Consider the following 23,515-nt stretch of genomic DNA (forward strand, 5'->3'; position numbering starts at 1 on the left):
GGCACTGCTTAGAGGCAGTAGGAACCAACCAAATCAACTTTCTGATTCAACATTATTTAATGCTTCTGCTAACAAACCCTCTCTATGTATTTTTAACATTTCTTCGTTAGCAGCACGCTGAATGCTCGCAACTTGAGCAGGATGAAGTTCGAATAAAACAGCATCAGTAACTGTATCTCTAATTATGGCATGCTCTAAAGCGCCATCATGCATCCTAGCTCCGTTAAGGTTAACCTCATGAAAACGAGCAGCACTAAAGTTTGCTCCAAGAAGCTTTGCTTTTTCTAAATTAGTCTTTATAAGAGTTGCATCTTCAAAACTTGCTCCATCGGCCTTCACGCCCTCCATATTTGTGTAATTCAAATTGGCTTGGATAAATATCGCATGCTGTACTTCCGCACCTCGTAGTACTGAATTGGATAAGTTGGCACTGTAAAAGTCGACTACTGCCAATTCTGTTTCTTCAAGGTTCAAAAAGTCCAAGTGATATGCCGCGAGTGCTGATGCTGGACTATATCGCTGACCCTGCACTCGCCTAAACCAAGCGCCAAATACTAGGCGAGTGGCATGTGAAATTGGGCTAATTTCTTGTGTTACCCTGGCGCAGGCTGACATGCAGACTAACAATGCCTCCTCAGCATTCCGCGCCATAAAATTTTCTTGCTTGAAAGTAGTTCGGGGTAACTGTTCCATTGGCATCCCACTACGCAGCACTAAGCTGAAAAGCTCGGCAAAACAAGACTGGATTTTACGCGCTTTTGCTTTCCCCTTCAAACGCAATTCGTTTTGTACAAAACGAAAGAGATAAGAAGTCATAGGGCTTGGGCCAGCCAGCTGAACCCAGCGCCATAATGCTTCGCGCTCATCCCATCCTTCATCTGAGCTTTCCCTCCTATTATCTCGCTCCTTGGCGACTTTCTCCATCGCCCGTACAATTCGCCTAGCTGTTAAGTACTCGCCAAAGCTCTTGTGCGTAAACATGAATGTAGCATCGCCGCTGGAGCTCCGTCGGCCGTATTGCCGGAAGAAAAACGCAGCAAGAAGGCGTAACACTCCAGCTTTGGCTCCTTGCTCGAATGTTTTCAAATGACGGTCAAGTCCATTATTGAAGCAGTGCTCTTCTATCTCTCGTACTGTGGTTGTTCTTCCATCGCCGTGCCACGCGGCCAGCCCTACTTCTTCCAATACCCGCGCAAAGCTTTCCAACGTCATTCCCTCTATCTGTGTGTACCGGCGCTTATTTTCATAAGCTCTTTCATGCACAGAACTCACTAAGTCAGCATAGATTTTATTCAAGTTGACAGCTTTGGTAAAATCCAAAGCCCCTCTTGTATAGCTCAATGCGACAAGGTAATTCAGTAGAGGTTGGGAAGTAACCTCATTTAAATCATCACGGTCTAGGTGCTTTGGAAGCCCTTCATATTTTTTGCCCGTTAGTTCTCCATATTGCTGCCACCATATATCTCGTTGGTCGTAGTCATAGAGGTCATCAGGGTCAATTATCTCTTCCTCATTATTGTCATCATCATTAACTTCTTCTTCAATATAATAGGGTAACAAAGTCAATAACTGGTGCGGTCTGCGACTACTAAATTCAGTTTCATTGTCCTGCAGAACCATTTCTCTACCGCTAATAATGGCCCTTAACTTTAGAGTTTGGCTATTACGCTTTTCGAGGGTCAGGTCTACTTCCCTAACAAATGCTCGTGCCGTTTCAACTGCTGCTTTTCCTTGGCTAGCTAGCTCATCAAGCCCATCAAAAATTATGAGCAAATTAGTTTCTCCGTTAGTCGGGCTAAGTGGATTATGGGGAAGAATATTCTCTTCCGTGACAAAGTCCCCAACTGCTTCTGTCAAATCTTTTGATGAATCAAACCGATGCAACGGAATAAACAGAACTTTTATTTCCGTGGAATTAGCGATATGGGCTGCAAATATTTTGGCGAAAGAAGATTTACCACTACCAGGACCTCCACTAATTATTCGAATGGCATCGTCTTTTTTCCCGTTACCTAACCAAGTTGAGAGTTCATTTTTCAGCTCTACTATTCTTTTAGTCCTTTTACGCTTGTCCATCCCATCCAATTCTTTATGAATGGGAAAAACTTCATAGTAAGCTCGCAGAGGCACATAGATTTGCTTTAAACTAAAGGCCTCTTCGAATGTGCTTTCATTGATTGCTAACTCAAGTCGGGAAGCGTAGGACTGCCAAGCCCACATTTGGTTACTTGCATCCTGGAACGGCGTATCCGTACTGTCTAAAAGGGGTTGGTACAGCTTGGAATGCTTTTTCCACTCCTCATTAAGCGCATACAAGTAGTACGCTGGAAAACGGCCACCTACCGCATTTGCTATATGCGCTTCTAGACCCATAAGTTCTAGCCACCTGCACAGAAGTGCTTGGAAGCTTTTCACAACTTTTAGTTCAGTCGGCTTTTGAAAGAAAGCCTTGTCAATGGGGATATCATGCTCACTTATCGTAAAATCGAGCACAGTTTTAGTGGAAGACGCATACGGCTTAGTGCCAAAAAAACCAGATTTAGCGGTTTCTCCAACTAACTCAAACATTGAGGCCGTAGCAGCCCGCCGAATAAGTATATAGGCGATAGCTGGCGGCTCAGTGCCAATACCTAATGCCTTCACTGCATCAATACTGTCGCTTGCTACCTCATCCCATTTTCCTTGAAAGGAATGCATGACTCCTTTCGCGAGAGCAGAGAAAAGGTCCTTACCATCTACGGCCAGTGACCTACCTGTTATTCCTTTGGGTTTAGATGCTTTTTGAGATGGTGATGCCATTAGTTTGGTAGATATTGGATATAGCACAATAGTACAGCTTGTACATTACATTCAACAGCCACGATTACTTCGTATTAAGACAGGCTTTCTCCACAGTAGTTGCTGTTTGCGAAAGACTCCCAACTAGTTCTGCTAATGATGCCTAATTTATACTTGACCGCAACAATTCTTTTTTTGCAATCTATAGGTTATTAAAATGGAAGTAACCCGCCAGCTACGCCTCGACGCCCTCACCAAAAAAGGCCTGGCTCCCATCCAGCTCACCTTTTGCTGGGACCGGCTGCGGTTGCGCCTCGGCTCGGGTGAAACCTGCGACCCCAAGCACTGGAACCCCAAGCGCGAGGAAGTAAAGCCCGTCCCTGGCAACTTCGCCGCTGCCACCAACCTCGTGCTCGAGCGCTACACCCAGGCCGCGCAGGCAGCGGAGCGCGCCGCCCAGGAAACCCGCACGCTGCTGCCCAAAGAGCAGATGCTGGCCGAAATCAAGCGGCGCTACCAACTGCTCACCGCCGGCGACGAGGCCCAGGCCGAAAGCCCCGAAGTAGCCCCGCTGCCGGTGGTCGAGGCCGCTCCGCCCACCTTCCTGGAATACTACGACCAGTGGCTGGGCGAGCAGACCCGCAAAACCAGCCACAAGACCGGCCAGGGCCTAAGCAAGTCCTACCTCGACAGCCTGGCCAACACCCGCGCCGTGCTCGAGGACTTTGCCGGCCGCGACACGCAGCCCCTCGCCTTCCCAGCCGTGGACCACGCCTGGTACGCCCGCTTCCGCGAGTTCTTCTATCAGGGCAGCTGGGGCACGTCGGTCAACACTTTCGGCAAGCACGTGCGCCACCTCAAGTCCTTTCTGGCCTGGGCCGAGGACCGGGAGCTGCCGGTAAACCGCAAGTACCGCAAGTTCGAAGCGCCCGACGAGTACATCGGCGCCGACGCCCTTACCCAGGCCGAGCTGCTGCGCCTGGCCGCCGTGGACTTCCACACGGCCGAGGCCCGGGCCTACGTGCAGCAGCAGTTCGAGCAGCTCGACCCGGCCCTGCAGGCGCAGGCCGCCACCAAGAAAGGCATGCGCGTGAGCCAGGCCGACCCGCGCCGCGTGGCCGAGCGGCTGCGGATGCTCGAGCGCAGCCGCGACAAGGTGCTGCTCTGCTGCTACCTGGGCCTGCGCATCTCCGACGCCGACAAGCTCAGCCCGCGCCAGCTCCACGGCGATTTGGTCAAGCTCAAGGCTACCAAGACCCGCAAGGACTGCTACATCCCCTACTTCGACGACGACGTGTTCCGCCCCGTGGCCCTCGTGCAGAAGTACGCGGCCCTGCACTTGGCCACCTGCCTGCCGGTGGTCAACGGCTTGTCGGATTACCTGCCCCACGTGCAGCACCTGGCCGGGCTCACCCGCTTCAAGCTCACGAGTAAAATCGGCCGCAAAACCTTCGTCACGCTCAAGATTAGCCAGGGCGTGCCGCGGGCCCAGGTCATGCAGGCCACCGGCCACCGCACCGAGTCGAGCTTCAACCGCTATTTGGGCGTGGTAGAAGAAGAACTGCTGGCGACGTTTCGCAAAACGGCCCGTACGGTGGATAAGGCAGCTGCGGAGAAGCGCTCGGATGCGGCGTAATGCCTCAGGGCTGCTACCTTTCATTCCTTACTTCTTCACTCCCCAACTCCCCTGCCCATGTTCACCAAACACGCGCCCAAGCTCCTCGTCCTGCTCTTGACCCTGCTCATCGGCGGCGGCATCATCGCGGCCAAATCCCCTGCCGAGCCCAAGCAGTACGACTACGTTACGGTGGTGCTCTACAACCGCACCACCTTGACCCTCTCCTACAAAGACAGGTTCGAAGAAAAAAAGGTCGCCTTTGCCGGGGAGAAGCACGTCTACAACTTCACCCCGCTGCTGGCCCAAATCGGGGAATTGGAAGCCCAGGGCTACGAGCTGGTCGTCGCCGACTATCAGCCCGGTTCCGAGTCCAGCCGGCAGTCGAATTACGCCCTCCTGCGCAAACCCCGCTAGCAGGCCACGCCCTACGCGCCGAGTTGCTCCACGGCAAAAGGGGGGCACTTCTGTGGCAAAAAACTGTGGCACGGACGTGCCCACCGCCGCTTGAGCTGGCTTAGTCCTCGGACCCAAAACCGCCACCACAGCGCATAGAGGCCATTTGGCTAAGTCTGCCTGAGCCTGAATAAGCGCCTGGACGTCCCGTCCAGACCGCTACCGTTTGTAAAAACACCCTGTAAGTCATGCACTTGCAGGGTGTTTTTGTTTTCGGGTAAAACATAGGTAAAACAAGTGGGATTCTTCCACAGAGTTGGCGTGAATTATTCCCCAGCTCGCCAAGGGAAAGCTTGACGCTATGACGGCCCACTTGAGGGCGCGAAGTGGTACCCTAACAATTTCCTGATTGAACGCTCTGTGAGCGTAGCCACCAGCCTCCGCAGGTCAGTTAGTGAGCCGATGAGCGTGAGCACAGTCACAACGGTCAAAATAATTTTGACGATTGAGTTATCCGCGTAGCGCACGTTGAGGAACACCAATAGGAGCACCACGCCGAAAAAGGCTGCCCAGGCTATCACTGCACTAAGCCTTTTGACTCGTTCCAGAAAACGTTCAGCGAATTGATCTGCCGTAAAACGTTGCTCTGGGTTGAGCAGCCCCTTGGCCTCAAACGCCGCCCGGATGGCGCGCATGGAGACGATAGTCAAGAACTCTGACTCAAACCAGGGAAAGGGGTGCCGCCATAGGTGCGACACCATCTTGTTCAGCCGCTCGGCATCGGGCTGGCCTTGGTCGGTCATTAATCGGAACACCACCGAAATCTGGTGGTAATCCTCCCGAGCGTTGTGGTTGCCGGCCAAGATGTTCTCGAAGGTCTTGTTCACAAGACGCTTTTCGTTCTCGTCAACTGGGCGCAATCGAATCACCTGCCGCAGCCAGCCGTCGTCCAGTTGGAACTTGCGTACCGTGCACACGAGAGCGAAAACGAGATAGTCATTGTGCACCCACTCGGTGTCTGGTCGCAGTCGGCGGGTGCTCAGCTTTAGGTAGAGCGCCGCGGCAGTTGTACGGTCGTTGTCGCGCACGCTGGTCAGCAGGTGCTTCACGGCGCCTTCGTTATCGGCCGGGTCTAGGGCACCCAGTGGTGGCATCGGCTGCCCGTCAAGGAAGTCGATGAAGAAGCAAACGAGCGGGGTGGCTCGTAGGGGCTTCCAGTAATCCGCTTTGGCTTCTAGAGAAACCATTTCTTTTCGCGCAATTGGGAGTTGGCAATCCCCGCATTCCAGCCCGGGATGCTACGCAGGTCACTGAGCTGGCGCGTCAGTAGGTTGGCGTACAGGAGCGTCGCGGGAGTATAAATCGGCTCGAAATTGCGGAAAGACAGGCGGCTGAATTTGAACACCTGCTGCACCACGTACTGGACATCTAGGAAGGTCGACTTCTCGTGAATGCTGACCAGCACGGGCGTGGGAACGCCGTGCCGAACATTTCGCATCTCCTTATTACCCACGAGCTGAACCAAGCATTGGCGCGAGCCCAGCGGCCAGGCATACCCCCTACTCGGAACAAACGCTCCCTTACCGCTCGTCCGAGAGTCGTCGTGCAGCAGGTAGGGATGACGTTCCGCCAACGTCACAAAGGCGAACTTGATGTCATACTGCGGGTATTCATTCACCAACTGCGCCACCACGTCAGCCTCCAAGTTCTTGATGGGCTTGAAGATGTGAAAAATCAGGCGGATGCGGTCCTGCGGGCTCCAACTATACTCGCTGGAAAGCCGGTCAAGCGCATCCTTCAAGTTGCTGAGAAGGGTGGCAAAATACTCGTCGAAAGGTACGTGGCGCGTTCGGCTATTGGTCAGGTACTTCCCATCGGCCGCGAAGAAGGTGCTGATGCCGACAAAACGGGTTTGGGCAGCACCGGCATACTGGCTATCACGAAGGATGGTGTGGCCAATGCCGATAACCAACTCCCGGTCCACGCTCTGGTCCACTGGAATGGTCCAAGGGGTGCCGCCCAGCTTGGCGTAGAGTTGCAGCGCGATGCCGTCGATGGTGAACGTGGGGTTCGCAGCCGTCTCCGGCTTGATAAACTGCACGACTGTGCCCTGCATGTACAAAAATGACTTTACCCGGAAGTACGGGTTATCCACATTGGGCAGGTTTCGGAAGTCCGCTGACGTCTCCATAATGGCCAAGTCGAAAGCTGCGTCCAGCTTCTGCACACCTCGGTCGATGGCCGCGAGGTAGGCGGCGGCCGAGTAATCTCCAATTTCCTCGATGATGTAGGTCATTGAGGTCAGCCGGTACTTGTTCACCATACCGTTGCCGAAGAAGCTGTGTTGCGGAATACCGTCTCGTAACTCGGCCAGGAACTTGGTGAAGATGCTCGCGTTTTGCCTGTGAAAGACCACGAGCACCTTGGGGGCATTGAGTGAGAAGCCCACGGACCTGCTATACGGCCCGTGCTGGTTCAGGCCTTGCGATGGGAAGAAGCTCTGACGGGTCTTGCTGATGTCAAAGATGAGGCTCGGCTCACTCAAGGAGAAGCCAGTGGGTGCGGTTACCGTGTTCCGGTCACTGATGCGAAAACCAAAAGCGTCTTGGTTACGATACTCCAGTCGCCGCAGCCACTTGCTTAAGGACTCAATCTGGCTCATGACCACATCGGGCTTGAGCTGCCGGGCCTCAAGCTCTTTGATGGTACGCATGATGGTGTCCGCACGGGGTTCCCCCACGTTCCACGCCAGAAAGGCAGTAATGTTAACGCGGGAGTTGTGGAGGTGCAGTTCGTGCAGGGGGTAATCTGCGGGGCCCTCATTGGTCAGCACGGTGGCTACTCCGCTGATAATCCGCTGCACGGGGCCGAGCAGGGATATTTCTGGTGCAACAACCCCATCCGAGTAGTCAAGCGCCTGGATGCCAATAACTTCGCGCCCCACTAGGTCGAAGCCCGTTTCGGCTAAGTCCTGGCAGGTCCGGTTCAGACGCCATTTGTAGCGGTGGTTGACGAGCATTCCAAAGGTCAATTGCTCCGCGTTGCTTTCATTCTGCCGGAATTGCACCTCGGTGATGCGCTTGAAAGTTAACACGTCGCGCAGTGGTTCGGGCACCACGTCGGCCGCCAAATCCAGCTCGCGGCGACGGGCAGCGAAGCGGAAGGGATAGAACTCTGGTTGCAGGTCTGGTTGGTCTCGCTTCACCGCCCGGAAGAAAAGGTGTTTAATCAGCGAGCTGACCACCTGTGGCTCCTGTTGAATGGATAACCGCGCCGTTTCTCCAATCGTAGCCGCACCCTCCTCCCCTGGTGAGATGTAGATGTAGTCGCCGCGTCGAAAAAAGGAATGCGTACTGTTGTGCTCCTGACGCAGACGCCCAAGCAGCCCGTCTTGATACGGCACGCGCTGTACGTCAAACTCCGTGAAGTCAAACTCAATTGGGTAGAAGTTGGATTTCATAGGTCGCTTTTTTCTAGCAATTACACAACTGGCTTCAATATGATAAGTCAGCAGTAATTACTAGCACAGGGCCTCTTAAAATGTCATCTTCGTCCTCAGTGTCTACTAAGATTCCTGTTATCTCGGAAAAAACCTTCATAGCAGCCGGATTTGCTTCGCCTTCAGAGTCAAACACGGAATAAATCAGGTATCCATTCCCATTGGCAAGTACATCTACCAAAAAAGGTGCGCAACCCAGAATCTCTGCAGCTGATTCTGAGCTCTGAATCACCTGGCCGCTCACCTCATTTAAACAGAACTCTGCTCCCACGATAGCGACCGGAGCTTCACTTGGCTGGTAAAGTGTAGTATTCATTCTAATGTCTTTTGCTTCCAATGTGCAAGGTAGCTTATTCGATAGGCATTGATTTTTCTCGCACAAATATCTCTTAATATGCGTTAGGCAGGTATGGCCGATGTGCATAGCAAGGATACTCGCAGCTTCAACATGTCCCGCATCAGGAGTAGGGATACAAAGCCTGAAACCATAGTTCGACAATATTTGCATCGAGAGGGTCTTAGGTTTCGCTTACATCATCCTGATTTGCCAGGCAAGCCCGATATTGTGCTGCCACGTTTTCAGACTGTAGTACTGGTGCATGGATGCTTCTGGCACGCCCACGACGACAAACCATGTTTTCGTCTGCCATCATCCCGCACCGAATGGTGGCAGCGTAAACTTGGTTATAACAAGGCTCGAGACTGGCAGCAGCAGCGTGAGCTTACCATGTTAGGCTGGCGTGTGATTGTAGTATGGGAATGTGAGCTAAAATCTTCCCAACGCGCTGAAACATTAAAGCATCTTATTCAGGAAATACTACACCCCCTTGACGACAGTTACGATTAATAAAAGAAAAAAAAGAGCGATGGCATAAGTGATAGAGTTGTGTTTTTCGAGGCTACTTTGCGTCGGGCATCCATACTCTACCATGCATGAATTATATCTACTGGAATAAATTAGTTGCTGATTTCCTTTTCACACCATCCCGTAAAAACCAAGAAGTTTTCCTCTATTTGACGGAAGACGATATTGTACAAGCCTTAAAAAAAGCTGCTGCTGGTTCTGGCACACAAGAGTTGGTTCGCCGAATGGCTGAATGGGAGGAAGGGGACATACTTTCCGATTTCTGGAAAGCACTGAGGGAAGGACCTCTATTCTGGCGCTGTCCTCCAAATCGCGCGCATCAAGACTACTGGGTGGGTGAAAATGGCCGTTCCAAGCGTCAATCCCGACCGGCTCCAACTAATCCCGCTCAATGCGCGACGTATGCACTTGCAGACTGGAGACGCGCCCCAGCATCCAGTACTAATACTAGCAGCCGCAAATTCTATCATGAGCAGGGTGCCCTAGCACAAACTACTCCGTTGCACCTGCTTTACTTGGCTTGTTTCACCATGCCATTCAGCATGGCAGATGCCACACAGCTTAATGCTGGCTTTTATGAGATTTGGCGGGCTTTCTTTCTAAGCAAGGGACTCATCTCCGGCGGCCATCATTTTCCTGACAACTCCCTCACGCAGCTCAACAGCAATTGGGCTGCAATGTGGGAGGAACTGGCACGCTGGAGTCAGGAAGAACTCGGTAGTGAGCGGGGTATATTACGTGCCAGGCAATTAGGGGGCTACAGTTATGTTGGGTGGCCACAATCACAATGTCTGCTACCTCCCACTGCATTAAATCAACTGCCCCGGTTTTTTGCATACCATCACCTTATGCCTGGCAGCCGTATTGCAGCTGGGGAATTGCGTCAGCTTTTGCTACAGGGGCCATTGGTACTACCTGCTGCGACTCTTAGAGAGCTGCGTACCGACACTGTTCTTGGACAAGCCCTTACCGATATTGTATCGCGCAAGCTGCAAGCATGGAGTGGAAGCACGGGGTATCGTGAGCGTAGAACAGTAATCCGCAACGGTGTTCCAAGAGTAGAGGAAATCACCCTCCGTGGCAATACATATGGTACGCTTCTGCCGTTCCTGCCAATCGACCTCGCTGAGAGCGAAATGGTCAGCTGGTCTTATCGGCTTTCTATTAGAGCTCCGCTGCCAGAGAATCTTACAATTACTGTCCCAGGTCAGCCGCCAGTAGCGGTACAACCAACTTCAGCGGAATGGTCTTGTGCTATTCCAGGTGTTTTGCCCAGTCCCATCCTTCAGGAATTTACGGATGCTCACAACGGGTGGACACTTAGTGCCAAACTCCTTCCATTGCAAGTTTTTGCACCAGGTGGACGCTATGGGTTCTATCAATATTGGGCTCCAATCCCAGCTTTGGAGCACGGTACTGAGCTATTGGTATTATGTGAAAGAGAACTCGCCAGTGGAGTCCGTCAACTCGCCCAATGCGCCAACGCTTTTCAAGACTGGTCAAATTTTGCTGGGCTTCCGGCTAATTACAGTCTGTTTTGGCTAAGTAATTTACCTGCCAATACTTATTCATTTATTGGAGCTCCGGTAGCTATTGAAACATACATCAGGGCCCAAGGAGGTCTTGACTGCGGTTTTCGTTCTTTCCTGAGAAGTTTGCCGCCGTCGTTTCGCCTAATAAACGGAGCAGTAGGGCAGCAACTCGGCTGCACACTCCTCAACATCGGCCAGACGGCCGAGTTGCTGCCAGATAACCGAGCCCCACATGACCAAAGCGGTTGGATTCTGCCTGCCGATTTACCATCAGGACAGCCATTCCGCATAACCGGAATCGGGAAAGCAGAGCTCCAAACACTGCCGTTTAAGTTACAAGAGCCTGCACTGCCTACCTCCTACCAGGTCCCATTGCGAGGTCCTCGCGGAGAGGTTGCAAGCCCCGAGGAAACATTGGTTTACAATGGCACTTGCTTGTCGGGTCACATCGGCCAGCTACACCAATTGCACCTACGAAACGGGGGAGTTCAGCCGCAGTTTGAGCCAGTCATTCCTTTTGGTCATCTTGCCCCGCCAGCTACTGCTTTCACGCAAGATAATTTTGGAGACTCACCCAATGACTTACTACTCCACTACCTGTCAAGCGTAAGCAAGCTAACCAACCAGGCCTTTGGCGAGGCTCTGCAAACCATACACGATGCACGACGTCTTTCTTGTCCTGCACCAGCCCGCTATCCCACACCCACTACTGCCGACCGACAAGCTGCATTTCGCTTGTATAGCCAACTCGGCTTTGGTGATTATGATTCTCTTGCTGGTACAATTCAGGTACTGCCCCCTGCCTTGCTGCGCCTCCCGATTGCCGGTAGTGCCGGGCGCCGAATGCTGCTCACGGGGGCCCGCACCCCACAGCTTTTACTGCAGTTGCGTTCCGCTGCCGAAGCCCATGGGGTCCTGCTGACGATTAATAGTCAATTCAATGGCGAAAGTATCTGGAATAGCCTTTCTGACCCCGAAACAACCATTAGTTCTGCTACTACTCAGGCCTTTCGTCAACTCCTGCCCAACCGTGTAGAGCTGTTAGCCCATGGCCACCCAACGCAGGGATACGGTGATGATAAACTTAAAGGCCTGGCAGCGCAATGTGGTATCCAGTTTTGCGGCGATATGATCTCAGCCGACCTGCTGCAATTCTCAGGAAGCCTTATTGAATATCAACAGGCGCTGGCTCCTTACACCGAGGAACTGCCCACCGACTGGAAGCAGTCATGGTTTGACCCGCAAACGCTTAAATGGTACCCTGGAGCCGGTGACCGCGCCTTTTGCTTAACCGAATATGAGTACCGGGTGTACCGGCGGCAATGCTTCCTATGGCAGGATGGTATTCCCTACGCAGTTGATAAGAGCTGGGGACGGTACCTAGTATTGCAGCAAGCTAACCAACAGGTCCTGCACTACAACCACACCCGGCAATTGCTCAAGGTGCCAGCTGCCGCTCCCTTTCCTGAAATTCCCGCCCGCGCCGTTGCCCTTCTGAGCGGTTATGCCCCAGCCTTGGAGTGGGACACGCGTGAGAAGAGGCTTTACAACGTGTACCAAACCGGAAACACCTACACCCTACTGCATAGCCGCCTATATTCTGTCCTTGGTCAGCGGCTTCACGAAACTCTCTAATCTACCAGAATGAACGACCCTATTGGTTCCTTCGATACCATCCGCGACAATTTTGTTCGCTACGTTGAAACTGCCTTCCGCACCAAGTTCGATGAGCCTGGCGAGTTTGAGGACCTGCGCAACAAGCTTCTTCATCAGGATGGTGTACTCTATCGCCAGCCTTGGGCAGAACCTTTGCCAGAATACCAAAGCAGCGGCAAAACCGTGGCCCTGCTTACAGACGCTGACTTGCCCGGCCTCTCACCTATGCAGAGTGACCTATTCCGCGGATTAATTCAGGCCGGACTAATCGACAACCCTGCTGTCGAGCTGTACGAGCATCAAAAACAGATGCTATCTAATGCTCTGGAGCATAAGCACTGCGTCATCACTTCCGGGACGGGTTCCGGTAAAACAGAATCCTTTCTACTGCCACTGCTGGCACAGATTACAAAGGAAATTCCAACCTGGCCAGCTGCTGGCACCATGGAGCCTCCTGCCAAAAACTGGTGGTCAGGGACTAACCGTTTAACCAATGGCCAAGTAGCTGACGCAAATGGTGCTTCCACCAGCGGCCTTAAGGCTGCTGCGCAGCAGCGCGGGCACGAAAATACTGGCCGACAGGCCGCGGTGCGGGCGCTCATCCTGTACCCAATGAACGCCTTGGTCGAAGACCAGATGACACGACTGCGCCGGGCTCTCGACTCCGACGATGCCCGCCAGTGGTTCGATATGAATGCCCGTGGTAACCGCATTCACTTCGGTCGTTACACCGGTGCCTCTCCTGTAGCGGGGTCCCTGCGGGAGCTTGACGCCAATGGCCGCTTAAAAATTAATGGCTACAAACTGGAGGAACTGCGTGAAGAATTAAGCCAGTACAGCCGCAACGTCGACGCTATCAATGAGTTTACTAGTCTGCCCGCCAATCAGACGCGCCGCAAAGACTTAGTATCATTTTTTCCACGGCTCGATGGAGCCGAGATGCGAAGCCGGTTTGATATGCAGGATGCTCCGCCCGACATCCTTATTACAAACTTTTCGATGCTCAGCATTATGCTGATGCGCACCCTCGACGGCCCAGTTTTTGAAAAAACACGCAACTGGCTGGCAGCAGATTCCAGCCACATTTTTCACTTGGTCATTGACGAACTGCACCTTTACCGTGGCACCGCCGGCACTGAGGTTTCTTACTTGCTGCGGCTCGTACTTGACCGCTTGGGCTTGAACCCGAACCATCCCCAGTTGCGCATCCTAGCCAGCAGTGCCTCGCTCGAAACCGAAGGAAAAGCTGGCGAATACAGCAGCCAATTTCTGGAAGACTTTTTTGGGGTCCCTCCTAAAGAGGACGGTACTTCTTCTTTTGAAATCATCAGAGGCCAGGAGATAGACGCCGCGCTTCCCAGCGAAGCATTACTACCTCTCCCTCTCGCGCCATTTGCAAGCCTTGCCAAAGCTTCGGATGCTAATACCGAACTACCAGATGCCGACGCCGCTTTAGCGGCGGATGCACTTAATACCTTCAGCCATTGCGCGCCTATAAGTCCTGCCCCTGCTACGGGATTAGAGGCATTAGCAACCAGCCTTTGGTCATCTGAGCTCCGTCTGCGTGAAAGATTATACAGTGCATGTCGCGTTACTGATACAGAAACCGGACGCACCAAATTGCGGGCGGTTCCAACATTGCCAGCCGTTGGTGATAAGTTAGCTCCTGGCTTTCACTACTTGGCTGAATCACTTTTTGGTCAAGGCCATACCCAGCAGCAGTTGCATGACGCCCTAAGGGGACTTTTCATTGCTCGAGGCTCCTTTGAAGGCAAATTCCCCGCAATAGAGAAGATGGCCCGCTCTAATGCACGCAGCCTGCCGCGGTTCCGTTTCCACTTCTTTTTTCGCAACATTGATGGCCTCTGGCTTGGCTTGCCGAGCTCCGACGACATGGCACCTGATAGCGAAGGAAAACTAATTCGCAGACCCTATGGTGAGTTACTAGCTCATACCTCATTGCGTACCACTGCCGGACAACACGTTCTGGAAGGCCTGTACTGCGACCGCTGCGGCACCGTTTTTTACGGCGGAGCGCGCTTAAACTGGGACTTACCTGGCATTACCGATGGGAGCAAATTTCAAATGCTTTCTGTGAGTCCAGATATTGAGGGAATCCCCGAAAAAGCTGCGGAGACACTGGTTGAACGGCGCAGCTATGCCGATTATGCTGTGTTCTGGCCCCAAGCCGGGCAGGAGTTTGTACAACACGAGAGGGCCAGGGGAAATGGCGACTTCTGGAAGCAACCTGTGATTCGGGGGGCAACGGTAAATAGTGAATCGTATTGGCGACCTGCCCGCATTGATAGCCGGAGTGGCCGGGTAGAAACCGGCGAAAACTTTGCCCCCAGCACTGGAACCGATGGACCAGACTGGATATACGGCCGAGTATTTCGGGTTGATGGCACACCTAGTACGGAGACAGCTCAACGCTTACGGGCAATGCCGGCAGTTTGCCCTGGCTGTGGTGCCAACCACGAATTGGGCGTATACCGCCTCAGTTCAGTGCGTGGGTTTCGGACTGGTTTCGGCCAAACAAGCCAAACTTTCGCCAAAGAGTTATTGCTACAATTGCCCGCAGGGGCCGATACCCGCAAACTCGTTGTCTTCTCTGATAGCCGAGATGACGCTGCTCAGGTGGCCAATGGCATCGAGCGCAACCATTATGGTGACCTTTTACGTGAACTGCTAACACAGTATTTGCAACAGCATGTGGCCACAGGGGCTGAATTGGTAACAGCAATCTCTAGTCCCTCACTAACACCAGAGGAATTTGAAGAAATCCGAAAAAAGCAGCCCACGCTGAGCCTCAAAATTCGAACTTGGTTACGACGGGCAAAGGATATTACCAGTGGTTTCGAAGATGAGCGAGTGGAAGCTCAGGAAGCCCTACGTGAGCTTGCTCTCCTGAACCAGCGTGTTGTTTCAATTAAGAGCTTGGCGCAAGGATTGGACGTCGCGGGGCAGGCGCCTGTCGGGGGTGGTGCTTTGCTGCGCGAGTTTCTTAAGCTTGGTGTTAATCCAGGTGGTAATGATTTAGAGTTACAGTACACTGATGCTCAGAATCACCGAAATCCATGGTATCAGGGAGTTGACTATTCCCAGCCAAACCAGCCCAAATGGAACAGCGTTAATGTTGGATTTGCCGACCGTATCAGCGAAGGCCTTACCCAGCGAATTGCCGAATTGCTATTCCGGCGGTTATTCTACTCTCTGGAAGCTTCCGGGTTAGGAACACCAGTTGTCAGGCCTGAGCCGGAAGCAGCAACCCTTTCTGCCTTACCGACTTCGCTGAGAAGTCACTCTTCGGATATTCTCAGCGCTGTGGTTCGGATTCTTGGTGACAAGTATAAATACGTCGGTAGTGAATACCAGCGCGACAACCAGGATGCCCTTCAGAACGCCGAGGACTTTCCCGGTGCTATAAAAAAATATTTAAAGGCGGTGTGCGCCCACCTTGAAGGGTCTGACGCTAACTGGTATGATGTAGGGGAATGGGTTCGCCAGCAGTTGCGTCGCTCAGCTAATGGCATGCTACCTGCCATCAATGCGTTCGGGAATGTTGACGTTATTAACCTCTGGCTTAAAGCAGCCAGAGCTGCTGACCCTTACTGGAAATGCAAAACCTGCCACCGCATTCATCTGCACCGTGCCGCGGGCATTTGTACTAGTTGCCGAAAGCTGCTTCCTGCCACGGCCCACTCCCGAAACGGTGTTCCGCAAACCTGCCGGCATTTGTGGAAGAAAAATTATCTGGCCTACCACGCTGCACTGCACCCCCGCGAATCCATCCGCTTACACTGCGAAGAACTCACGGGTCAAACCGACGACCAGTTTGAGCGCCAGCGGCACTTTCGCAATGTCATTCTGTCGAATGATGGCCCGGCGCAAGTCCGGCAAATAGATTTGCTTAGCGTTACCACAACATTGGAGGTAGGCGTCGACATTGGAGCTCTGCAGGCAGTAATGCTTGGTAACATGCCCCCACAACGCTTCAATTACCAGCAACGTGTGGGCCGGGCGGGCCGCCGCGGGCAGGCATATTCAGTTGCATTTACGTTCTGCCGCGGGCGCAGCCACGACGAGTTTTACTTTGCCAACCCACACAAAATTACGGGTGACGACGCGCCCACACCATTCCTAGCCATCGACCAGCCCCGCATCCTACGGCGGGTACTCGCCAAGGCAGCCCTTCGCGAGGCATTTAGTGCTGCACAGGCGGCTGGAGGCGGAGTTCATGGTGAGTTTGGTGGTACCGTTGAATGGGCCGGCTACCGTTCATCTGTGTCATCTTGGCTAGAAGACAAGGGAGAAGCATGGGCCACAGACATCCTGGGTGTAATGACCGGACGCAAAAACGCCCATCTCGTTCCCGAGCTTGTTGCTTGGGTTGGTGACTGCAAGAAAGGTTTACTTTCTGACGTAGACCGGGTGATGAACAGTAACACCCCAGGTGAGAGCACTGCAGATAAGCTTGCTCAGGGTGGTGTGCTGCCCATGTTTGGCATGCCTACATCTGTGCGCAACCTGCAATTGGGTGCCCGCCGCGACCAGCATGGGCGCTGGACCCTGCCTCTCATCGACCGTCCTCTCGATATGGCTATCTACGAATTTGCCCCCGGCGCTCAAAAGCTGAAGGACAAATTCTACCACAAGGCTATTGGCTTCACCTCAACACTTGACGAGAAGCGAGGTCCTAACAACAGTTCAATAATCACTAACCAAGACGACGGCCCCTTCTTGCTTCGGCGCTGGATGCTCTCCTGCCCCGTCTGCTATTTCACTAAAACATACGAAGCTGACCCCGATCAGCGTATTGCTCCGCCTGCTCCCGAATGCCCCAATCCCAAGTGTAAAGCGCCTCTGCTACCGGCTGAAAATGGTATTAGCTCGGTGCATATTTTCGAAGTCGTGTCGCCTAGGGCATTCCGGACTGATTACAGTGCCGGCCATGATGACCGTGAGCAAACTGATTCATCTACTCAGCGTCCGCCTCTTCTAGCAGAAACCAATACCACAAGCGCCAAACCTGCAGAACTATCGCTTGGCAACGGTTGGGCGCTTCTAGCTGATGATGATATCACCTGGCGACTGAACAAAGGCCCACGCGATGCATTTTTTGCTGGTGAGTTCCGTCCTAGCTGGCAGGAGCGGCAAATAAATGCCACCACTTGGACCCGTAAACAATGGATGTTTAAGGAGGATGGTGTTGAGCGAGTAGCCCTGGCAGCCAATAAAAAGACCGAAATCATCCGGTTGCATCCCGCTACGGTACCCATTGGCATCAACCTTGATTTCACCCGTTCGACCGGACCGCAACGCGACGGACTCAAGTCCGCTTATTACTCGGCTGCGTTTCTGTTGCAGCGAGCCATTTCTGATAAGCTTGATATAGAACCAGATGAAATTGAAATTGGTGGCATCACCCAAATAAGTTTAAATGATGCCCGTCGCCTAGAACCCATGGTTGGGCAAATCGTGCTCAGTGATGCGTTGCCAAATGGCTCGGGCTTCGTCCGGCGTATGTTTGAACATCTCAACGCCACCCCTCTGTTAACTGAGATGCTGAATGGCGCCCGCGCAGGCACCTACTTAGGAACAATCCACAGTTCAAATCACAAGAGAGACTGCAAAAGCGCCTGCTATCAATGTCTGATGGGCTACCGAAACATGAGTTACCATGCTCTGCTCGATTGGCGGCTGGCCCTAACACTACTACGCATCATGCGTGACCCTGATTATCTCGCAGGTACCGATGGTAAGTTCGACACCCCCGAACTTGAGGGCTGGCTCGACACTAATCATCAACAGTTGCAAATTTTCGCCACCAGTTTCTTTTCCACACCTACCACTCCAGGCGAAATTCGTTGGCTAACCCCTAAAAACGGCCCTGCAATACCTGCCCTGGCCTGGGGCCCTAATAAGCGGAACCTAGCGTTAGTAGTGCATCCCCTTTGGGACCTGAAACACCCAGCTGAGAAGACTTGGCTGAATGAAATCCTGGCTTTGGCGCGTTTGGCAGTCGCTGAGAATGAGGGTGGCCTATTGCAATTTATCGACTCGTTTAACCTAGCCCGCCGCTCTGGGCAGTGTTACCAGTGGTTGCGGGGAAGCACCAATGGCCAGCCTCACAATCTGGTGTAGTCTAATGGCTATTACAATCACTGCCCCTGCCAGGATTTCTCCTAGCCAGTATTTTCGGGTACTTGCCTGTCCATATCAATCACTACTCGCCTCGACACCTGAAGCAAGATCGTTACCTGGCATGTTTGGCAGCGGGGGCGCGTCTGAAGTGGGGACTGTTGTGCACGGCATGCTGAAACGGTCGGTTGCGACCGACCTCTCTGATGCAGTCGCATTTGAATCTGTTTGGCAGGAACTGTTAAGTGAGAAGGAAGCAGACCTAATTCGGAATGGAGCTTCCCATCTTGTTCCTTTGACCTACCGAGCTAACGGCTATGCAGTTACCAAGCTTCTTTTAAGCTGGCACCTTGCCATGATGCCCAAGGCTGCCCCATTTCCTGGTGACTCAGATATTCCATTTGGTGCCGAGAAGTGGTTATCAGACAACTCCGGCTCCGTAGGTGGTATTGCTGACCTCATTCGCTTGGGAATCGACGGGCCCGAAATTGTCGACTACAAAACCGGTTCAATTTTTCAACTTAATTCAAACGATGAAGCTGAAATAAAGCCAGTTTATTCTCAGCAATTGCAGCTTTACGCGGCCCTTCTCCATGAGCAGACTGGTCACTTTCCCGCACATCTTTTTTTAGCAGATTTAGCTGGCAAGGAACACGAAGTAGAATTTACCGAACTTGGCTGCCTCCAACTTTTAAGCAACGCTCGTCGCTTGCTTACTCAAATGAAAGCAGCCGTAAACGCCGGCAATCCTGAGTCACTTGCAATTCCAAGCCAAGAGCAGTGCCGTTACTGCCAAGTACGTCCATTATGTAGCCCATATAACGATTGGACTGAACAACTGGGAGCATAATTAATTACCTGCTCGGGGTGTATCCGTGCCATAGCCGTACTTTTATTCTTTATTCCAATTCCGGTTTTACCTAATCTGCCCTGCTGTGTCTGCTATCCCTCCTCCTCATTTAACCGTTACCCATCAAATACCTGTCCTTTCCTTTTTCACAGGTGGCGGCCTACTCGATATGGGTTTTGAAGAAGCGGGCTTTGATATTGTGTGGACTAACGAATTGGACCCTGGCTTTGCTAAGTTATATTCTGAAGGGATAACTAGTTGGCGGAGAAAACACAAACCTAGTGCCCCTGAGGCTCGGATTTCCCACATTGGAAACCTGCTAGACATTACACCTGCCGAGATTGCACGACAGGCATTCCCTAAAGGCAAACCCTCACTGTTTGGCATTATTGGAGGGCCACCCTGCCAGGATTTCAGTATCGCTGGCTCTCGCCAGGGTATTGAGGGCGAGCGCGGCAAAATAACTCCTGCTTACTGCCAGGTTATTAACGAACTGCAACCAGCGTTCTTTGTTTTTGAAAATGTTACCGGTCTACTTCAAAAAAATCACCGGGCCGAGTTCGATAAGCTCCGGGACGCATTCAATAGGCACTACATCACTGATTTCGCTCCCCTCAACGCCTTGGATTATGGAGTGCCTCAAAGCCGGGAACGATTGCTGCTCATCGGTCTGCGCCGTGACTTAGTGCAAGTACCCAAATCCGGCCTTTTCTCGGATGCTATACCACCAATCGGCTGGGCAAACTGGAAACGTGAGCAAAGCCACGCTGGCCTGCGCACTCAGTTTCAGTGGCCAAGAGTTGAAGAATTAGAAGTTAGGCCCGCCGCTCCACTGAACCCTCAGCAATTGGAATTATGCGTCAGTCGTTGTTTGCATTCCGAAGAAGATACATCGCTCCCCAACGCCTGCGACCGATTCAAACTCTATTCCGCTATTCCTGCCAAAACCCCCGAAGGCCTTGTAAATAACCGGTCTTTTAAACGCTTACACCGTTACCGTTACAGCCCCACGGCATGCTACGGCAATAATGAGGTACACCTCCACCCATTTGAGAATCGCCGCCTCTCTGTAAGGGAAGTACTCCGTATTCAGAGTGTTGACGATAGCTATGTATTATCAGAGGGCCCTCCTCTGGGCAGCAAATTTAAAATGATTGGTAATGGTGTGCCTGTCGCTCTTGCCAATGGTGTGGCTCGCACCATTACCCGCCTACTACAAGAGTTTTGCGGGTTTCAGCAGGTTTCAGCGCCAATAGGTATGAGTTCACCCGCTCATGTATCGCAATATACCTTCAAGCGTCCCATCGACATCAACGATGAGGTGCTTTTTGACTTTTAGCAGTTTTAATTCAACGCACCCCAACAATACGCGCCATAATTATTACTGACAATCAACAGATTACTTGTCCGCCATCAAACTCTCTCCTACCTACTCGGCTACAGTAAATGCCATTGCAGAGCTTTACCTTACCCGCCGCCGACAACCCTCGCTGCGGACGCTGGTGCCAGCGTTAGCCCAATGGGTGCAGGCTAACCAAGAACATAACCGCCTAGAAAGCGGCCACCTGAATGTATTCAGGTTCATGCGGCCTGGCGAAATAACCCACAGTCGCTTGCTGGCATTCTTCCTGGACGCGCAGGCGGCCCATGGACAAGGAACATTGTTTCTGACGCAATTTTTGAAGCAAATAGATATCTGCGAGCCAAGCTGCGGCCCTTGGCTAGTTACTGCTGAGGCCGGGCGTGTGGATGTACTGCTACGCCGTGCCCACCCTCACGCCGTGGTAGTAATAGAAAACAAATCAAACTATGCGCCCGACCAGCCCAATCAGCTTTACCGTTACTGGCACAAGCAGATTTACCTCGCTCAACTAGCCCGTAAATGCTCTGCTGCTGAGCGACAAACTCCATCCCGAACCCAATACCGGGTGATATATCTTGCTCCGGCAGTGAATAAGCAGCCAGACTCACACGCCATATGCCGCCCCGATGGCTGGGAACTAAAGTGGCCAGAGTTACCATCTGTTGTGCCTTTGGGTTTAGTTGAGCACCATCAATTTGGACTTTTAATCGTGGCATGGCTCACAGCCTGCTTAGCCCAACTTCCGCCTAATAATCACCGATTGCGCCAGTTCACACAACAATATCTTCAGTTCTGGCAGACCTTGTAACTTTTCCATCATTATGGAAGCCGAAGAATTACGCCAGTCAGTGCTTTTGTTTGATACGCCCGACAAGTGGAATGCATTTTTGGAGTTGAGCCGCCAGACTGACCGGCTCAAACGCATGATGACACGCCCGGCCGTTGAACGTGCCGACCGATACTTTCAGCTAGAACACCCCAAACCCAAATGGTCGTTCCGGCAGTTCAGTCCCGACGAGTTCAGCATGGTGTGGTATCTAACAGAATATGGGGAGTACTCCATCTGCCTCGTTTTTCACTGGGATGGAATATTCGTTCTCGAAGCACGGGGTGGCTGTAACGATGTAGCTAAAACAACCGCCCTGCTCCAGGAAGCCCGATTTCGGATACTGTTGGAATGCTTTGAGCGGATAGATACTTGGTGGGATAACCACTTACTCGCTAAGGAGAAGTTCAACTTTAGCTTTGGTACTTCAGCCGATGGCCACTACGGCCCCTTTCGCCTGGCTTGGCATGCACACTACAATACTGAGAGCTTAATAAACCAGTTAGGAAGAAAGCTCGCGCCTTTCCAAACTCCTGAGATGACCCAGCTGCTCTCGGAATTAAATGCATTAACAAAGAAGTAATATTAACCCGTTGGTTAGTAAATAATTAAGCTTACAACTATTCCGAATTGTGGGCCGGTACTTGACCGTGCTAAAGGGTTCTATTTGTGTAGGCACAAAAGCTCCTCCGTGTGGAATATTTACATTAGTGGCTGTGCAGGCTGCCTCTTTAGATTTTATCGAGCTTCTGCAGTATTTAGCGCCTAATAGGCATGTGATTTTTTGCGCTTCTTAATGCTGCATTCCCCTCATCTGGTCACCGCTACTGATTTAACTGAACGCCACTACAGGCTTGAAGAACGCGGGTTATTCCCAGACCTTGTTCAGCGCTTAATCCTGAGTTCTGACTTGTCGGTGCGTGGCCTTCAGTTTCGTTCTTATGAAAGCATTGCCATCAGTGGCTGGGATGGGATTGTCGAACAAGCGGATGGTTCCACCTTCGTACCCACCGGTGCTTCCCGCTGGGAAATTGGTACCAACGTGGATGCCCAATCTAAAGTCAAAAGTGATTTCGAGAAGCGCAACGCGCCTCCAGCTCCACCAAAAAAACGAGGCCGGCCCAAGAAGAATCCGCCTGCTACATCCGCAGTAGGGGTTACGGCAGTAGGGGCTCCGACCGCACCTCCAGTTGGTATAGTGTCACCAGAAGAGCTAGTGTTCCGTGGCAAAACGACATTAGTTTTTGTAATCGGACGAGAATGGCCCGACAACAGAACATGGGCAGCTGCGCAAACAAAAGCAAATGAATGGAAGGCCATCCGTGTATTTGATGCGAGTGACATTTACACCTGGCTCACCCAGCACCCTGGTCTTCATCTCTGGCTTTCTCGGCAGATGGGAAAGCCTGTACGAGGCACCAACGACCTTGAAAACTGGTGGGCCGACTGGGCTTTCTCGATAAACATAAGGATTCAGCCGGACTGGCTGATAGCTGGTCGACAACAGCACAGAGACCGCCTAATAGAATGGCTTAAGGAGGGAGATGCTATTTTCCCTATTTTTGGAAAATCCACTCGGGAAGCTCAAGCGTTTCTGGCCGCCTGCGTTATGTCTCTGGCAGAGGATGACCGCTTGACGCTTCTGGGACGCATTGTGCTAGTGGCACGAGAGGACGTCTGGGAAGAATTAGTTTGGGAAGAGAAAAAGTTAATTCTGGTTTTCGATTTCTTATCGGAAAGACAGTACGTGTTATGCTCGATGGCCGCTCGACAAGGTCACCGGGTAATAATAACTAACCCACAGCAAGACGAAAGAAATATACCAAGTAATAGCCTGCTACCTCCAATTGGGGTGGAAGAATTACGGGCGTTACTGATTCAGCAAGGAATGCCAGCGCAACTTGCATCAACCAATACCCAGCTGGCCAGCCAGCTATTTACTGGGTCAAACTCGCAGGTCATGAAATGGCCTTTTTTGAACCCTAATTATTAGC

General features: G+C 52.2%; 14 protein-coding genes. 10 read left to right on the forward strand and 4 right to left on the reverse strand.

The annotated features are described in order from the left end of the window. Nucleotides 1–33: 33 nt before the first annotated feature. Entirely contained in the window at nt 34–2,799 is a 2,766-nt protein-coding gene (locus I2I05_RS19080; protein WP_196283856.1) for an NACHT domain-containing protein, read from the reverse strand. A 196-nt stretch (nt 2,800–2,995) separates the two neighbouring features. On the opposite strand from I2I05_RS19080, the gene I2I05_RS19085 reads away from it, so the two are divergent. Together I2I05_RS19085 and I2I05_RS19090 are read left to right on the forward strand one after the other, a co-directional pair. Beyond that, on the forward strand, nt 2,996–4,414 hold the full coding sequence (locus tag I2I05_RS19085) for a phage integrase SAM-like domain-containing protein (RefSeq protein WP_196283857.1): 1,419 nt from the start codon (nt 2,996–2,998) through the stop codon (nt 4,412–4,414). A 57-nt stretch (nt 4,415–4,471) separates the two neighbouring features. Next, nucleotides 4,472–4,810: a hypothetical protein gene (locus I2I05_RS19090; RefSeq protein ID WP_196283858.1), complete on the forward strand. Its 339-nt coding sequence runs from the start codon at nt 4,472–4,474 to the stop codon at nt 4,808–4,810. A gap of 338 nt (nt 4,811–5,148) precedes the next feature. Here the strand turns inward: I2I05_RS19090 and I2I05_RS19095 are convergent, their stop codons facing one another. Genes I2I05_RS19095 through I2I05_RS19105 form a run of 3 tightly spaced genes read right to left on the reverse strand, consistent with a single transcriptional unit; the run spans nt 5,149 to nt 8,625 of the window. Next, on the reverse strand, nt 5,149–6,036 hold the full coding sequence (locus tag I2I05_RS19095; RefSeq protein WP_196283859.1) for a hypothetical protein: 888 nt from the start codon (nt 6,034–6,036) through the stop codon (nt 5,149–5,151). Next, on the reverse strand, nt 6,024–8,249 hold the full coding sequence (locus I2I05_RS19100; protein WP_196283860.1) for a Piwi domain-containing protein: 2,226 nt from the start codon (nt 8,247–8,249) through the stop codon (nt 6,024–6,026). The genes I2I05_RS19095 and I2I05_RS19100 overlap by 13 nt, the downstream gene beginning before the upstream one ends. 34 nt (nt 8,250–8,283) lie before the next feature. Next, nucleotides 8,284–8,625, reverse strand: coding sequence for a hypothetical protein (locus I2I05_RS19105; RefSeq protein ID WP_196283861.1), 342 nt, complete (start codon nt 8,623–8,625; stop codon nt 8,284–8,286). A gap of 72 nt (nt 8,626–8,697) precedes the next feature. Here I2I05_RS19105 and I2I05_RS19110 point away from each other — a divergent pair, with 72 nt between their 5' ends. From I2I05_RS19110 to I2I05_RS19145, 8 genes are all read left to right on the forward strand, one after another. Further along, on the forward strand, nt 8,698–9,135 hold the full coding sequence (locus tag I2I05_RS19110; RefSeq protein WP_196283862.1) for a very short patch repair endonuclease: 438 nt from the start codon (nt 8,698–8,700) through the stop codon (nt 9,133–9,135). Nucleotides 9,136–9,221: 86 nt separating this feature from the next. Continuing rightward, nucleotides 9,222–12,320, forward strand: coding sequence for a hypothetical protein (locus I2I05_RS19115; protein ID WP_196283863.1), 3,099 nt, complete (start codon nt 9,222–9,224; stop codon nt 12,318–12,320). A gap of 9 nt (nt 12,321–12,329) precedes the next feature. Continuing rightward, nucleotides 12,330–18,485, forward strand: a complete 6,156-nt coding sequence (locus I2I05_RS19120) for a DEAD/DEAH box helicase (RefSeq protein WP_196283864.1) — start codon at nt 12,330–12,332, stop codon at nt 18,483–18,485. Nucleotides 18,486–18,489: 4 nt separating this feature from the next. After that, on the forward strand, nt 18,490–19,332 hold the full coding sequence (locus tag I2I05_RS19125; RefSeq protein ID WP_196283865.1) for a RecB family exonuclease: 843 nt from the start codon (nt 18,490–18,492) through the stop codon (nt 19,330–19,332). An 85-nt stretch (nt 19,333–19,417) separates the two neighbouring features. Continuing rightward, complete coding sequence (locus I2I05_RS19130; RefSeq protein ID WP_196283866.1) at nt 19,418–20,671, forward strand: DNA cytosine methyltransferase; 1,254 nt, start codon at nt 19,418–19,420, stop codon at nt 20,669–20,671. Between the two features lie 64 nt (nt 20,672–20,735). Further along, the gene (locus I2I05_RS19135; RefSeq protein WP_196283867.1) at nt 20,736–21,503 is read left to right on the forward strand and encodes a PD-(D/E)XK nuclease family protein; all 768 of its coding nucleotides are present in this window, start codon (nt 20,736–20,738) and stop codon (nt 21,501–21,503) included. Between the two features lie 13 nt (nt 21,504–21,516). Continuing rightward, nucleotides 21,517–22,104: a hypothetical protein gene (locus tag I2I05_RS19140; RefSeq protein WP_196283868.1), complete on the forward strand. Its 588-nt coding sequence runs from the start codon at nt 21,517–21,519 to the stop codon at nt 22,102–22,104. A 213-nt stretch (nt 22,105–22,317) separates the two neighbouring features. Continuing rightward, a complete protein-coding gene (locus I2I05_RS19145) occupies nt 22,318–23,514 on the forward strand; it encodes a hypothetical protein (RefSeq protein WP_196283869.1) in 1,197 nt (398 codons plus the stop codon). Nucleotide 23,515: the final 1 nt, after the last annotated feature.

The organism is Hymenobacter jeongseonensis (assembly GCF_015694725.1).
In the GTDB taxonomy this organism is placed as follows: domain Bacteria; phylum Bacteroidota; class Bacteroidia; order Cytophagales; family Hymenobacteraceae; genus Hymenobacter; species Hymenobacter jeongseonensis.

Coding starts and splice junctions, on each gene's coding strand:
- I2I05_RS19090 (WP_196283858.1), top strand. CDS start 4,472: ATGTTCACCAAACACGCGCCCAAGCTCCTCGTCCTGCTCTTGACCCTG.
- I2I05_RS19140 (WP_196283868.1), top strand. CDS start 21,517: ATGGAAGCCGAAGAATTACGCCAGTCAGTGCTTTTGTTTGATACGCCC.
- I2I05_RS19100 (WP_196283860.1), bottom strand. CDS start 8,249: ATGAAATCCAACTTCTACCCAATTGAGTTTGACTTCACGGAGTTTGAC.
- I2I05_RS19080 (WP_196283856.1), bottom strand. CDS start 2,799: ATGGCATCACCATCTCAAAAAGCATCTAAACCCAAAGGAATAACAGGT.
- I2I05_RS19145 (WP_196283869.1), top strand. CDS start 22,318: ATGCTGCATTCCCCTCATCTGGTCACCGCTACTGATTTAACTGAACGC.
- I2I05_RS19085 (WP_196283857.1), top strand. CDS start 2,996: ATGGAAGTAACCCGCCAGCTACGCCTCGACGCCCTCACCAAAAAAGGC.
- I2I05_RS19110 (WP_196283862.1), top strand. CDS start 8,698: ATGGCCGATGTGCATAGCAAGGATACTCGCAGCTTCAACATGTCCCGC.
- I2I05_RS19095 (WP_196283859.1), bottom strand. CDS start 6,036: ATGGTTTCTCTAGAAGCCAAAGCGGATTACTGGAAGCCCCTACGAGCC.
- I2I05_RS19120 (WP_196283864.1), top strand. CDS start 12,330: ATGAACGACCCTATTGGTTCCTTCGATACCATCCGCGACAATTTTGTT.
- I2I05_RS19115 (WP_196283863.1), top strand. CDS start 9,222: ATGAATTATATCTACTGGAATAAATTAGTTGCTGATTTCCTTTTCACA.
- I2I05_RS19125 (WP_196283865.1), top strand. CDS start 18,490: ATGGCTATTACAATCACTGCCCCTGCCAGGATTTCTCCTAGCCAGTAT.